We start from the raw sequence: 13,733 nt of genomic DNA on the forward strand, positions 1-13,733 counted from the left end.
ACCCCGAACCCCCAACCGCTCAGCTGCCAGAGGCAACCGGCTGAGGCGTGATCCCGAGCGCCGTCGCGTACTTCGCGAGCGCGAGCTTGCCCATCGCCGGATACGCCCCCAGCGGCTCCGCGACAGCACACCCCGCATCCTTGGCGGCAGCCTCAAGCACCGACGGGTCGAGCTCCGGACCGACGAGGTACGGCGCGAGCGCCAGCTGCTGCGAACCGGAGCCGCGCAGCTGCTCGGCGGTGGCGGCGACCGCCCCCTCCTCGTCGAGCGCCGCCGCCATCACCGGCACGGCGAGCCGCGCGGCGAGCAGCATGCCGGTGATCCCCGCGGCCTGGACCGCCTCCTCGCCGCCTATGGAGGCGAGGATGATCCCGTCGGCCGCCGTGGTCACGGCGAAGAGGCGGGCGCGGTCGGCGCGGGCCAGACCGGCCTCCGAGAGCCGCACGTGCAGCGCCTCCGCGAGCAGCGGGTGCGGGCCGAGCACATCGGTCAGCTCCGCGGCGACCCGGCTGTCGGCGATGGCCTGCCGGATCTGCCGCAGCTGGGCGTTGTCCGGTCCTGCGAGCAGCGGCACGACGACGCCGACGGGCCCGGCCGGCTCCTGCGCCTCGACACCGGCCGCGAGCGCCTGCTCGTAGCGGGCGGTGCGCTCCTTCGCGGCGTGCGCGAGCACGGACGCCAGCGAGGGGAACTCGGCGGAGATCGGGAAGTCGGTGAGCTCACCCTCCACGAAGCCGACCCGCGCGTCGAGACCGGGCAGCTCGGACCGGGCGATGCTCACCACCTCGTCGGCGAGCATGCGCGTGGCGGCGCTGGGCGTGCCGGGCACCGCGAGCACAAGAGACGGCGCGCCCTCGGGGGCGGCCACGGGTTCCGGACGACGGTGGCGTCCGGGCTGTCGGGGTCGCGGCATTCGTACGGGCAGGCCGGATGCGGGCCCAGTGGGGGTGCTCATGGCGCCGCATGCTACTGGCTCGACCGGCTTCGTTGTTCGGTCAGGGTGCACATGAGCGGTTTCCGTCCGAGATTGTCCTTTCAGTTACGAATCCTGTAAGTGTCCTGGTCCGGAGGGGTGTGCGGGAGATTCGAAGTGAATTACGGCACATGAAGCAGCCGCCGGTCCGGCGGCAGCCGGAGCCCGTCCGCCGCGAGCGCGGCGGCGATCACGAGCGACCCGTGCAGAGGGTCGCCGGTGGCGGGCACGACCGTGGCCTGCGGAAGCTGCTCGGCCAGCTCCTCCCGCAGCGGGCCGAGCAGCGGCTCGCCCAGCTTGAAGAGGCCACCGGTCAGGGCGATCTCACCGCCGTCGGCCGGGCAGACCGCCGCGGCCGACTCGGCGATGTGGGCGGCGGCCCGGCGCAGGATGTCCGCGGCCGCCGGGTCGTCGACGGCGCAGCGTGCCACGTCGGGCGCGAAGGTGGCGAGCGCCGCCGGGCGGTCGGTGCGCGGGTAGATGCGGCCCGGCAGTTCCATGGCGGGTCCGAAGCGTTCCTCGGCGAGTGCGAGCAGCGCCTTGCTGCCACCGCGGCGCCCGTCGAAGGCGCGCATCGCGGCGTCGAGCCCGGCCTGCCCGATCCACGCGCCGCCGCCGCAGTCTCCGAGCAGATGCCCCCACCCGTCGGCCCGCCGCCAGCCCGCGAGGTCGGTGCCGAGCGCGATCATCCCGGTGCCCGCGGCGACGACCGCCCCGCGCCGCTGCCCGAGCGCACCCGCGTACGCGGTGACACCGTCCGCGGCCAACGCGAGCCGCTCGACGCCCAGTTCACGCGCGAGCGCGCCAGGCAACTCGGCCCGGAGCCCGTCGCCGAGCGTCGCCATACCGGCCGCCCCCAACGCGACGGCGGACACCGCGACTTCACCGGCGCGACCCAGCAACTCCCGCGCTATCGGCACGAGTTGTTCCACCATGTGCCCGGGGTCGATGCCGGACCCCGACGTACGTACAGGTACGGACGAAGCGTTCGTCAGTGCGCGCCCGATGTCGGCGACGGGCGCGAGCGCGGCCCGGAGTCCCGAGCCGCCCGAGTCGACCCCGAGCACCCACTCGGCCGGGCGCTCGGTCACGGCAGCCGCCAGTCGACGGGCTGCGCGCCCTGGCGTTCGAGGAGGTCGTTGGCCCGGCTGAACGGGCGCGATCCGAAGAAGCCGCGGTCCGCCGACATGGGGGACGGGTGCGGGGATTCGACCGCCGGATAGTCGCTGAGCAGCGGCCGCAGATTGCGGGCGTCACGGCCCCACAGGATCGACACGAGCGGCGTCCCGCGCGCGGCGAGGGCGCGGATGGCCTGCTCGGTGACCTGCTCCCAGCCCTTGTCGCGGTGCGAGGCCGGACGGCGCGGGGCCACCGTGAGCGCCCTGTTGAGGAGCAGCACGCCCTGCCGCGTCCACGGGGTCAGGTCCCCGTTCGACGGCTCGGGCAGCCCGAGGTCCGCGTTCATCTCGCGGTAGATGTTGATGAGGCTGGGCGGCAGGGGGCGTACGTCAGGAGCCACCGAGAAGGACAAACCAACAGCGTGCCCCGGCGTCGGGTAGGGGTCCTGCCCGACGATCAGCACCCGCACGTCGTCGAACGGCTGCTGGAAGGCGCGCAGCACGTTGGCTCCCGCCGGGAGGTAGGTGCGCCCGGCGCCGATCTCCGCGCGGAGGAATTCCCCCATCGCGGAGATCTGCCCGGCCACGGGCTCGAGGGCCTTCGCCCAGCCCGCTTCGACGATTTCATGCAGAGGTCGTGGTGCCACGGGCGTCACCCTACTGCCGCCCCGGCACCTCATCTCAACCGGCCGCCGCCGACCACTCGTCGTGGTAGGGCGTCAACGACCCACCTCGGCAAGGGCGGTGCGCAGCGCCCACGGCGTCGCCGCCGCCCACGCCTGCGGGGAGCAGGAGTGCGGGTAGGGGACCGGGCGGGCGGCGTCGGTGCGCGCGTAGCCGCCGAGCACCTCGGGCAGCCGGTGCCCGTGCCCGGCCGCCGCGTCGACAAGCCCGGACGCCATCCGGCGCAGCTCGTCGCCGAGCCCGTAGCGGGCGAGACCGAGCGCGATGACGGCGTTGTCGTGCGGCCAGGCGCTGCCGCGGTGGTACGACAGCGGGTGGTAGGGACGCTGGTCCGCGGCGAGCGTGCGGATCGCCCAGCCGGAGAAGAAGTCCGGTGCGAGCAGCCGCTCGCCGACGCGTCGTGCGCGGTCCTCGTCGAGGATGCCGGACCACAGCAGATGCCCGGCGTCCGAGGCGAGCGCGTCGACCTGGCGGCCCTCCCCGTCGAGGGCGAGCGCCGGAAAATCGTCATCGGCCAGCCAGAAGTCATGGGCGAAGCGCGCCCGCAGCTCGTCGGCCAGCCGGTCCAACTCCCGTGCGTACGCGGCGTCCTGCCACACCTGCGCCGCGAGGCGGGCCGTGCGGCGCAGTGCGTCGTACGCGTAGCCCTGTGCCTCGGACACGGCGATGGGGCCTGCCGCTTGGGTGCCGTCCTTGAAGCAGATGGCGCCTGCGGAGTCCTTCCAGTTCTGGTTGACGAGACCGTTCGGGTCCGGCTCGTACACGAGCCAGCCGTGCTCGCGCAGGCCGCCGTCGCCGAGCATCCAGTCGACGGCGGAGCGCGCGTGCGTCTCCAGACGGGCAGAGAGCGCCGCGTCCTTCGTCGCCTCGAAGTGGGCGTGCAGGAGCACCAGGAACAGCGGCGTCGCGTCGATCGTGCCGTAGTAACGCCCGTACGGCACCTGCCCGAAGTGGGCGAGCTCGCCGCGCCGCGTCTCGTGCACGATCCGGCCGGGCTGCTCGCCGCGGAACGCGTCGTACTCCCGTCCCTGTGTGGCGGCGAGCGCGCTGAGCGTGCCGGCCGCGAGGGCGGGCCGGTAGGGGAGCATGAAGTACGAGGTGAGCAGCGAGTCCCGGCCGAACAGAGTGAGGAACCACGGCACACCGGCCGCCGGGATGCTGACGGGATCGCCGTCCACGCCGGGGGCGGAGATCGTCAACAGGTCGAGATCCGCGAGCCCTTGGGCGCACGCCCTGTCCAAGTCGTCGGATACATCGATGAGTTCGGCCTCGCCGCCGCGCACCCGCTCCGCCGCGAGCTGCGGCCCGCCGTGCGGATGCGCCGCGACGTTCAGCCGCAGCTCGGCCCGGCCGTGCGGCGCCAGGGCGAGCCGCCACACCAGCTCGTACGGTCCGTCGCCGCGCACGGAGTCCGGCGCGGGGGTCGCGGACACGACGGTGCGGGAGTGCCAGTCGGCCCTGCGGTAGTCGAACTCGACGCCCGTGTCCGTGCGGTGAGCCGTGCGCTCCGCACCGGGCTTGGGGTAGCTGCGCTCGTCCGCGCGCAGCTCGAAGGTGTCGGCGAAGTCGGCGTCCGCGGTGATGACGACCTCGGCGACGAGCGGGTCGGGACTGTTGCTGACCAGCTGCAGGGTGTCCGTGAACTCGCCTGCATTGACCGTCTGTTGGCGGAACACGGTGTACGTGGGCGGTGCGTCCCGGGTCCCTTCCGGGGTGAGTACGCACTCCCCGGCCGACCCGACGGGGGAGAGCACGACGGGCGCGGTGCCGTCGACGGCGAGCTGCCAGCGGCTCAGATGCCGGGCGTCGCGCACGAACATCCCGTCCGGCGTGGCCCCGCGCGTACCGGTGACACCGCCGTCCGAATCGACGTGCGCGAACGTGGCGTCGCGCACGAGTTGAGCGCGTTGGGCGGCGCCGCTCATCGGGCTGCCTCCTCGGAGTTCAGCAGGTCAAGGGCGAGCGCGGCCGTCCAGGAGAACGAGCGCGCCCCGCGCGCCGCGCCCGTCGTCGGGTCGACGTACTCCGCGAAGCCGGACGCGCCCGCCGTGTCGAGGAGCGCGGCGCGGATCCGGTCGGCGTGCAGGTGCCGGCCGTGGGTGCGCAGGCCGCGCTCGATGAGCCACGCGGTGTTGAACCAGGCGGGGCCCCGCCAGTACCGGGTCGGGTCGAAGGCCGGGCCCGTCAGGTCGTAACTCGGCACGAGGGCCGTGGAGTCGGCGTGGAACGCCGGGCCGTCCAGCGTCGCCACCAGACGGTCCACGACCTCCTCGGGCAGAGCGGGCGCGAGCAGCGGGACGAGCCCCGCCACACTGCGCGCCGGCACGAAGGTGTCGTCGACCAGGTCGCGGGCCCGGAACAGGCCGGCCTCGTCGTCCCACAGACGTGTCACGAGCGCGTCGGTGAGCTTCGCGGCCTGCGCCTCGTGGGCGGCCGCGTCGCCGCCCACGCAGCCCGCGATCTCGGCGAGCGCCAGCTCGCTCGCGATCAACAGGGCGTTCATGCACGGGTCTTCGAGCCGGAAGGGGTGCTCGGCCGCACGGTCGTCGTACCCCGCGTCGCGGTAGTCGACGGCGAGCCGCACATAGCGGCCGTAGTCGAGGTCCGTGGGGCGGTCCGCCGGGTGGCCGTGGTCGAGGTCGGCGCGCCGGTAGCTGCCGGGGTCCGCGGGAATGATGCGGGCCAACGGTGCGTCCCAGCAAGGGCTGTTGTCCATGCCGGGCTCCCACGGGTGCACGATCGCCGCGAGGCCGCCGCCGCCCAGGTCGCGCCGGTCGAGCAGGTAGCGGTGCCAGGCCACGAGGCGCGGATACATCCGGTTCAGGAAGCCGCGGCGGCGCGACTCGGCCGGGTCGGCGCGGTGCACGAGCCAGGCGGCCAGCGCGTGCACGGGCGGCTGGACGATGCCCGACGTCTCGGGCGAGAGGGGCGCGCCCACCCCGGCGCCCGCCGTGGACGAGCGCCAGAAGTCGGGGCTCGGGAAGTATGCCCCGTTCGGCACCGCCGAGTTGAACACGATGTGCGGGACACGGCCGTCGCCCCACTGCGCCCCGAGCAGCGACTCCAGCTCGCGCTGCGCCCGGCGCACGGACAGGTGCCGCAGGCCGATCGCGATGAACGCGGAGTCCCAACTCCACTGGTGCGGATACAGGGTCCGGGACGGCACGGTGCTCGTGCCCACCCAGTTGTCGAGGAGGACCCGGCCCGCACCGCGCCGCAGGGTCAGGTCCGCGGCGGCGGTGCGGGCGGGCCCGTCGAGAAGAGCGGTCACGCGCCGGACCCCTTGAGGAACGCGGGCACGGACCGGACCGCCTCGACGGGGTCGCCGGTCAGCCGGCACTCGGCCGCGAGGTACCCCTCGTAGCCGGCGGTGTGCAGGGCGCCCAGCCATGCCTGCCAGTCGAGGTGTCCCGCGCCCGGCTGGAAGCGGTTGGAGTCCGACACCTGGGCGTGCCCGATGTAGGGGGCGTGGGTGAGGATCGCCTGCGCGGGGTCGGTCTCCTCGATGTTCATGTGGTAGCTGTCGATGCCGATCCGGACCGAGTCCAGACCGACCTCCTTGATCAACTCGGCTGCCTGCTCAAGGCGGTTGACCATGTGGTCCTCGTACCGGTTGAGCGGTTCGAGGTAGAGCGTGACGCCCTCGGCGGACGCGTGCTCGCCCAGCTCGGTGAGCCCTTCGAGCAGGACCTCGCGGTCCCGCTCCTCCGAACGCGGCGGCTCGAACGGGGGCAGCCGGCGCGAGAACATCCCGTACGAGGCCGGGGTCTGCGCGCCGAGCCCGCCGATCTCGGCGATGACGGAGAGCTGCGACTTCATCTGGACGATCGCGTCGCGGCGCAGCTCGTCGTCGAAGGCGCCGAAGAAGTGCAGCATCTCGACGCACACGGTCGGCATGACCACGCCGTCCTTGAGCGCCTGCTTCAACTCCGGGAGCCGGGAGGCGAAGTGCAGGTCGCCCTTGGCGCGCAGCTCGATGGCCCCGTACCCGGCGCCCTGCGCGAACTCCCACTTCTCCTGGAGGCTCTCGCCGGGCAGCAGCTGTTCCTGGGCAGCGATCTTCAGCATGTCTTTTCTCGGTACCTCTCAGGCCCTGCGGGCCGTCTCAGGCCCATGGGGCGTCTCGGCCCTGGGGCCTGTCATGTGGATCGGGCCGGCGTCTCGAAACGTCTCAGAATTCCAGGACGACCTGGAGGGCGTCCGCGGGCCGCTCGTCGAGCAGGACGTACGCGTCGGCCGCGTCCGCGACCGGGACGACATGGCTGACCAGCGACTCCACGTCCACCTGGCCCTCGGCGACGAGCCGCAGGAACGTCTGCTGGAGGCGCTCCACGGTCCAGCGGCCGGACAGCTGTGCCGGGACGCCGCCGATCTGGGAGCAGACGATCTCCACGCGGTTGTGGTGGAACTCGTCGCCGAGCCGCAGGCCCATGCCGTCGCCCTGGTAGAAGCCGGAGGCGACGACGCGGCCGCCGACGGTCACCGAGCGCACGGCCTGGTGCAGCGCCGGGTAGACGCCGCTGATCTCGATGGCGAGGTCGGTGCCGCGGCCGCCGGTGGCCTCGCGGATGCGCTCGGCGACCGCGTCGGTGCGGGCGTTGAGCGTGGCGTGGGCGCCGTACTTCTTCGCCGATTCCAGGCGGGTGTCCATCGCGTCGACCGCGGTGACACGGGCGCCGCTGAGCTGGGCGAGGCGGGTGGCGATCAGGCCGATGACGCCCTGGCCGAACACGGCGACGTCCTCGCCGAGGTTGATCCCACCGGCCAGGACCGCGTTGTACGCGATGGCGCCGACGCGGGCGAAGGCTCCGGCCAGCGGTTCGAGGCCCGCGGGGAGCGTGTGGCCGATCATGCGCTCGGCGGGGACGATGCCCTCGCTGCGGTGGCCCCAGATGCCCCACACGAGGTCGCCGACCTCGGGCATGCCGGGCGTGCCGACCAACTCGGGGGAGACCTCGGTGACTTCGCCGACCTCGGAGTAGCCCCAGCCGACGACCGGGTACGAGATGCCGGCCTCGTCGTCGCGGAAGAGGCGGGCCTCGGCGTCCCAGGTCCGGGTCAGATAGGGGTTCGTGCCGCGGTAGGCGGTCAGCTCCGTGCCGGCCGATATGCCCGAATAGCGGGTGTGGACGCGCAAGTGGCCCGGCGGCAGCTCCAGGCTTTCGTGCTCGGCCACCTCCACCTGGCGGGGACCTGTGAATTGAACGACGCGTTCCACGGACGGCTCCGAAAAAGGGTGGTGTGCCTGTTGGTTGAGTCGACAATATCCGCAACTTATGTCTTGTCAACAGGCAAAAGTAGTGCTGAGATGCGTGCTTGATAGACGTAAGTCGGCGATGGGGACGGTAATGCGCACCAGGACGCGGCGGTCGAGGGCGATCGCGGTCGGCGCCACGACAGCCTTGGGCATAGGAATGCTCACCGGCTGCTCGAGCAGCACAGGGCCCGGCACACCGGACCGTGAGATCACCGTGTGGTCCCAGGAGAATCTCCCGGACCGCGTCGCGGCGACGCAGAAGATCATCGACGGCTTCGAGAAGAAGACCGGCGTCAAGGTCCATCTCGTCGGCGTCGACGAGGGGCAGATGCCCCAACTGATCATGTCCGCCGCGGCCTCGGGTCATCTGCCCGACGTGATCGGCGCCGCCCCCATGGGTCAGACCTGGCAGATGTACAGCAACGGCCTGCTCAACACGGACATACCCCAGCAGATCGTCAAGAAGCTGGGCCGGGGAACGTTCGACAAGAACGCCCTCAAGCTCACCAGCGACGGCAAGGTCAGCCTCGGCGTCCCCTCCGACGCCTGGCTTCAGCTCCTCGTCTACCGCAAGGACGACTTCGCCAAGGCGGGCCTCAAGAAGCCGGACACGTACAACAAGCTCGTCACGGCCGCCAAGAAGCTCACCACCAAGGGGCACGACGGCGTCTCCGCCGCCACCGACCCCTCGGACGTCTTCACCTCGCAGAGCTTCGAGAGCCTCGCGCTCGCGAACGACTGCCAGCTCGTCGACGGCCACGGCAAGGTCACCCTCGACTCCCCGCAGTGCGTCAAGGCGTTCCACACCTACGACCAACTGGCGCGCGAGTACGGAGCCCCCGGCACCCAGACCGTCGACTCGACGCGCGCCACCTACTTCGCGGGCCGCTCGTCCATGATGATCTGGTCCTCGTTCCTCCTCGACGAGCTGGCGGGCCTGCGCAAGGACGCCCTGCCGAGCTGCCCGCAGTGCGACGGCAAGGACAAGCAGTTCCTCGCCGACAACACCGGCATCGTCACCGCGCTCAAGGGCGCGAAGGAGAGCAAGGCCGCGCAGTTCGGCGAGATCACCTCCTGGGTCACCACCAAGACCGCCGAGACGGACGCCTCCCGCGAGTTCATCGAGTACATGATGGGCAGCGGCTACGAGTCCTGGTTCGGACAGGCCCCCGAGGGCAAGATCCCGGTCCGCCGCGGCACCGCCGCCGAGCCCGAGAAGTACATGGCCGCCTGGCGGCACAGCAAGATCGGCGTCGGCGAGCGCAAGCCCCTCGACGAGGTCTACTCGCCGAAGGTCCTCGACCAACTGGCCGCCGGTATCGGTGACTTGCGCCGCTGGGGCATAGAGCAGGGCGAGGGCGCCCTGGTCGGCGCCACCAACGGCGAACTGCCGGTACCGAAGGCCATCGGATCCATGACCGCGGGCCAGACCTCACCCCGCGAGGCCTCGCGCGAGGCCGAGGAAGAGGTGGCCGCCCTGAAGAAGTCCCTGCAATAGCCCTGCAGCAGCGGCCCGTCCCGGCCCTTCCTCGCCCTCCCTCGTGACCTTCTCGTCGAAAGCCTCCCCATGACTACAGCCACCTCCAGCGCGAAGCAGCGCACCAACCCGCCGGACGGATCCCCGGCACCCTCCGGCGGTCGCCGCCCCCGCAAGCCGATGACCGCGAGCCGCCGCACCAACAGGGCGGGCCTCGCCTTCGTCAGCCCCACCTTCCTCGTCGTCCTCGTCGTCGTGGTGCTGCCGATCCTGTGGACGGTGCTGCTCGCCTTCCAGCGCGCCAAGCTCGTCGACATCCAGGGCATGGGCCTGTTCGGCAACTGGAGCCTGCGCAACTTCTCGCAGGTCTTTGACTCCGCGGGCTTCTGGTCCAGCCTCGGCACCACGCTCCTCTACACCGTCGGCGCCACCTTCGGCTCCGTCGCCCTCGGCCTGATCGCCGCGCTCGCCCTGCGCAAGCCCTTCCGGGGGCGCGGCCTGCTGCGCGCCGCGATGCTGCTGCCGTACGTGGCGCCGGTCGTGGCCGTCGCGTTCGTGTGGGAGGTCGCGCTCAGCCCGCAGTACGGCATCGTCAACGAATGGGGCCAGAAGCTCTTCGGCTGGGACGACCCCATCGCGTTCCTGTCCACGCGCGAGTACGAAGTCCACCTGCTGGGCCTGCACTTCGACATCCCGCTCGCCCTGCTCACAGTGATCGCCTTCGAGTGCTGGCGCTACTTCCCGTTCGCCTTCCTCTTCATCCTCGCCCGCCTCCAGGCGGTCCCGGACGGCCTGGAGGAAGCCGCGAAGGTCGACGGCGCCACCCCCACCCAGCGCTTCCGGCACGTCATGCTGCCGCAGCTCATGCCGGTGATCGCGCTGCTCTGCGTGCTGCGCTTCATCATGACGTTCAACAAGTTCGACGACGTGTACCTGCTGACCGGCGGCGGGGCCGGCACCGACGTCGCGGCCGTGCGCGTCTACGACTTCCTCACGTCGCGCTACGACGTCGGCGCCGCGGCCGCCCAGGCCCTCGTCCTGGCCGTCGCGCTCATGGTCCTGCTGGGCCTGTACTTCAAGTTCTTCGGCAACAAGGTCCAGGAGGAGTCGTGACCAGTACCAGTACGCGTACCGGTAGGCCGGCCATGACGCGCGCCCAGTTCGAGGAGCGGTTCTTCGGCGTCGCACGCTGGGTCGTGATCGCGTTCCTCGCGCTGATCACGATCGTGCCCTTCTACTACATGCTGCTGCTGTCGGTGAAGCCGATCGACGCGCTGCTCCTCGACCCCGGCTCCCTGTGGGTGTCGGCCAAGCAGTTCACCCTCGACACGTACACCGAGGTGCTGCGCTCCACGGACGACGGCGGCCAGGGCTTCCTCCAGCTCCTGAAGAACTCCGCCCTGGTGTCCCTCGGCACGGTCGCCCTGACCCTGCTCGCGGCCGTCCCCGGCGCGTACGCCATCAGCCGCCTCAAGTTCTTCGGCAACCGCCAGGTCAGCGCGCTGTTCCTCGCGGTCTACATGTTCCCGTCGACGCTGCTCGCGGTGCCGCTGTTCGTGATGTTCGCGAAGATCGGCCTGTCGTCGAGCCTCGTGGGCCTGGCGATCGTCTACGTGGCGCAGACGGTCCCGGTCGCGATCTACATGCTCAAGAACTACCTGGTCACCATCCCGTACTCGATCGAGGAGGCGGCGGCGCTCGACGGCTGCAGCCGCCTGCAGACGGTCCGGAAGGTCATCCTCCCGCTGGCCCTGCCGTCCCTCATGGCGACCGGCCTCTACGTGTTGATGATCGCGTGGAACGAATTCCTCTTCGCGCTCCTCTTCCTGGCCGCCGACCCCGGCAAGTGGACGGTGTCGCTCGGCCTCGCCCAGCTGTCGAACGGCATCGAGGTGTCGAAGACGGTGCTCATGGCCGGGTCCGTGGTCCTGACGATCCCCGTGGTAATCCTGTTCTTCGCCGCGGAACGCCTGCTGACCGAGGGTCTGACCGCCGGCGCGGACAAGAGCTGACCAGGGGAACGACCCAGGTGAACAGGGGGAAGAAGACGATGAGCACGCCAAGCCCGGCGAGCGCGGGCCGGCTGCTGCAGCTGATCCGCGGCGGCCAGGCCAACACCCGCGCCGAACTGCAACGCGCGACCGGCCTGTCCCGCTCCACGGTGGGGCTCCGCCTCGACGAACTCGACCGGGCGGGCTGGCTCCGCCAGGACACCGGCACGTCCACCGGCGGGCGGCCCTCGCACCGCATCGTCTTCGACCCCGGCCACGCCGCCGTCCTGGCGGTGGACCTGGAGACCCGGTACGCGCGCGTGGCCGTGCTCGACCTCGGGGGCACGGTCCTCGCGGAGCGGACCGTCGACCTCGACATCGGCGACGGCCCCGACCGGGTCCTCGACGGGCTGGCCCGCTGCTTCCCGGAGCTGCTGGCCACCTCCGGCACCCCGGCCGAGCGGGTCTGCGGCATCGGCCTGTCGGTGCCGGGCCCGGTGGACTGGGAGACGGGACAGATCGTCCAGCCGCCGATCATGCCGGGCTGGGACCGCTTCCCGGTCAGGGAACGCATGCAGGAGGCCTACGCCGAGCGTGTCGGCGCCTCGATGGAGGACACGACGGGCGGCCGGCCGATCCCGGTCTTCGTCGACAACGACGCCAACTTGATGGCCCTGGCCGAACAGCAAGCAGGCCACCCCGACTGCTCGGCCTTCGTCCTCATCAAGGTCTCCACCGGCATCGGCGCGGGCGTCGTCGTCAACCACGAGATCTTCCGCGGCATCGACGGCGGCGCGGGCGACATCGGCCACATCCGTCTCCACGACAAGCCCGACGCCCTGTGCATGTGCGGGTCCTACGGCTGCCTGGCGGCGGTGGCCAGCGGCCGCGCGCTCGCCAAGGACCTCTCCAACCTGGGCATGGACGTGGCCTCGGGAGCGGACGTCAAAGCCCTCCTGGAACAGGGCAACCCTGACGCGGTCCGCCTCGCCCGCGCGGCGGGACAGCGCGCAGGCGAAGTCCTGGTCACGGTCGTCACCCTCCTCAACCCCGGCGTCCTCATGCTCGCCGGCGACCTGGCGGGCATCCCCTTCCTCACCGGCGTACGCGAACTCCTCTACCAGCGCGCCATGCCCCGCACCACCGCCCACCTCGACGTCGTCACCTCCCGGCTCGGCGACCACGCGGGCCTGATCGGCGCGGCGGCGATGGTCGTCGACGTCCTCTACGCCCCCGAACGCGCGGACGCCCGCCTGCGCGCGCTCGACGCATCCGACGACGCACAAGAACCGCAAGGAACGCAGTGACAGACAACGCCGCATGGCCCCACGACCCCGTCCGGGTCGCACTCGTCGGCGCGGGGCCCTGGGCCCGCACCATGCACGCCCGCATGCTCGCCGCGGGCCCGGAGACCCGGCTGACCGCCGTCTGGGCCCGCCGGGCGGACGCGGCCCGCGCGACGGCCGAACCCTATGGCGCGGCGGTGGCCGACAGCTTCGACGAACTCCTCGACACCTGCGAGGCGGTCGCCTTCGCCGTACCACCTTCGGTGCAGGCGGAGTTGGCACCGAGAGCGGCGAAGGCAGGCAAGGCACTGCTCCTGGAGAAGCCCCTCGCCCTGGACCTCGCGTCGGCCGAACGCATGGTGGACGCGATCGACGAGGCGGGCGTCGTCTCCCAACTCGTCCTGACGAAGCGCTACCACCCGACGACGCGCACTTTCATCGAGCAGGCGCAGGGGATGTCGGTGACGGGCGCCCGCTCCTGCTACCTCCACGGAGCCTTCCTGGGCGGCGACTTCGCCACGTCCTGGCGCCTGGAACACGGCGCCCTCTACGACCTGGGCCCCCACCTCCTCGACCTCCTCGACGCGGCGGTCGGCCCGATCGCCTCCATCCGCGCCACGGGCGACTCCCGCCGCTGGCTGGAACTGACCTGCGAACACGAGAACGGCGCGGTGAGCCAGGCGTCCCTGTCCGGCTCCGTGGCCCGCGACCGCGCCCTCACCCGAGTCGAACTCTTCGGCCCGGGACCGGAGTTGACCTACGACACGGCAGACATCAACCACGAGGAATGCTGGCCGATCCTGCGACGCGAGTTCGCGGAGTCGGTACGGCGTCGGCGCTCCGGCGACCTGGACGCACGGCGGGGCCTGCACTTGCAGCGCTTGCTGGAACAGGCCTCACCAAGCCACTCCGCCCAATAAAGCCCCTCCGGCGATTGAGGAGCGGGG

General features: G+C 71.7%; 12 protein-coding genes. 5 read left to right on the forward strand and 7 right to left on the reverse strand.

Annotated elements, in window-relative coordinates; all coding sequences use genetic code 11:
• Positions 1–19: 19 nt before the first annotated feature.
• The 7 genes from ACYSUO_RS23610 to ACYSUO_RS23640 all read right to left on the reverse strand — a co-directional run bounded on the left by ACYSUO_RS23610 (position 20) and on the right by ACYSUO_RS23640 (position 7,993).
• Positions 20–955, reverse strand: a complete 936-nt coding sequence (locus ACYSUO_RS23610) for a sirohydrochlorin chelatase (protein ID WP_461778227.1) — start codon at positions 953–955, stop codon at positions 20–22.
• A gap of 140 nt (positions 956–1,095) precedes the next feature.
• Positions 1,096–2,064, reverse strand: coding sequence for an N-acetylglucosamine kinase (locus ACYSUO_RS23615; protein ID WP_461778228.1), 969 nt, complete (start codon positions 2,062–2,064; stop codon positions 1,096–1,098).
• The gene (locus ACYSUO_RS23620; RefSeq protein WP_461778229.1) at positions 2,061–2,738 is read right to left on the reverse strand and encodes a uracil-DNA glycosylase; all 678 of its coding nucleotides are present in this window, start codon (positions 2,736–2,738) and stop codon (positions 2,061–2,063) included. Before ACYSUO_RS23620 ends, ACYSUO_RS23615 begins: the two co-directional genes overlap by 4 nt.
• 72 nt (positions 2,739–2,810) lie before the next feature.
• Complete coding sequence (locus tag ACYSUO_RS23625; RefSeq protein ID WP_461778230.1) at positions 2,811–4,700, reverse strand: amylo-alpha-1,6-glucosidase; 1,890 nt, start codon at positions 4,698–4,700, stop codon at positions 2,811–2,813.
• Positions 4,697–6,046, reverse strand: a complete 1,350-nt coding sequence (locus ACYSUO_RS23630) for an MGH1-like glycoside hydrolase domain-containing protein (protein ID WP_461778231.1) — start codon at positions 6,044–6,046, stop codon at positions 4,697–4,699. The genes ACYSUO_RS23625 and ACYSUO_RS23630 overlap by 4 nt, the downstream gene beginning before the upstream one ends.
• A complete protein-coding gene (locus tag ACYSUO_RS23635; RefSeq protein ID WP_461778232.1) occupies positions 6,043–6,843 on the reverse strand; it encodes a sugar phosphate isomerase/epimerase family protein in 801 nt (266 codons plus the stop codon). The genes ACYSUO_RS23630 and ACYSUO_RS23635 overlap by 4 nt, the downstream gene beginning before the upstream one ends.
• A 103-nt stretch (positions 6,844–6,946) precedes the next feature.
• The gene (locus ACYSUO_RS23640) at positions 6,947–7,993 is read right to left on the reverse strand and encodes a zinc-dependent alcohol dehydrogenase (protein WP_461778233.1); all 1,047 of its coding nucleotides are present in this window, start codon (positions 7,991–7,993) and stop codon (positions 6,947–6,949) included.
• Between the two features lie 130 nt (positions 7,994–8,123).
• Here ACYSUO_RS23640 and ACYSUO_RS23645 point away from each other — a divergent pair, with 130 nt between their 5' ends.
• The 5 genes from ACYSUO_RS23645 to ACYSUO_RS23665 all read left to right on the forward strand — a co-directional run bounded on the left by ACYSUO_RS23645 (position 8,124) and on the right by ACYSUO_RS23665 (position 13,706).
• Positions 8,124–9,530, forward strand: coding sequence for an ABC transporter substrate-binding protein (locus tag ACYSUO_RS23645; protein WP_461778234.1), 1,407 nt, complete (start codon positions 8,124–8,126; stop codon positions 9,528–9,530).
• A gap of 69 nt (positions 9,531–9,599) precedes the next feature.
• Positions 9,600–10,622 carry a carbohydrate ABC transporter permease gene (locus ACYSUO_RS23650; RefSeq protein ID WP_461778235.1) on the forward strand — a complete coding sequence of 341 codons (1,023 nt, stop codon included), beginning with the start codon at positions 9,600–9,602 and terminating at the stop codon, positions 10,620–10,622.
• A 32-nt stretch (positions 10,623–10,654) separates the two neighbouring features.
• The gene (locus tag ACYSUO_RS23655) at positions 10,655–11,521 is read left to right on the forward strand and encodes a carbohydrate ABC transporter permease (RefSeq protein ID WP_266719077.1); all 867 of its coding nucleotides are present in this window, start codon (positions 10,655–10,657) and stop codon (positions 11,519–11,521) included.
• Between the two features lie 38 nt (positions 11,522–11,559).
• Entirely contained in the window at positions 11,560–12,807 is a 1,248-nt protein-coding gene (locus ACYSUO_RS23660; RefSeq protein ID WP_461778236.1) for an ROK family protein, read from the forward strand.
• The gene (locus ACYSUO_RS23665; protein ID WP_461778237.1) at positions 12,804–13,706 is read left to right on the forward strand and encodes a Gfo/Idh/MocA family protein; all 903 of its coding nucleotides are present in this window, start codon (positions 12,804–12,806) and stop codon (positions 13,704–13,706) included. The genes ACYSUO_RS23660 and ACYSUO_RS23665 overlap by 4 nt, the downstream gene beginning before the upstream one ends.
• Positions 13,707–13,733: the final 27 nt, after the last annotated feature.

The sequence above is a fragment of the Streptomyces sp. UC4497 genome (genome assembly GCF_054871485.1).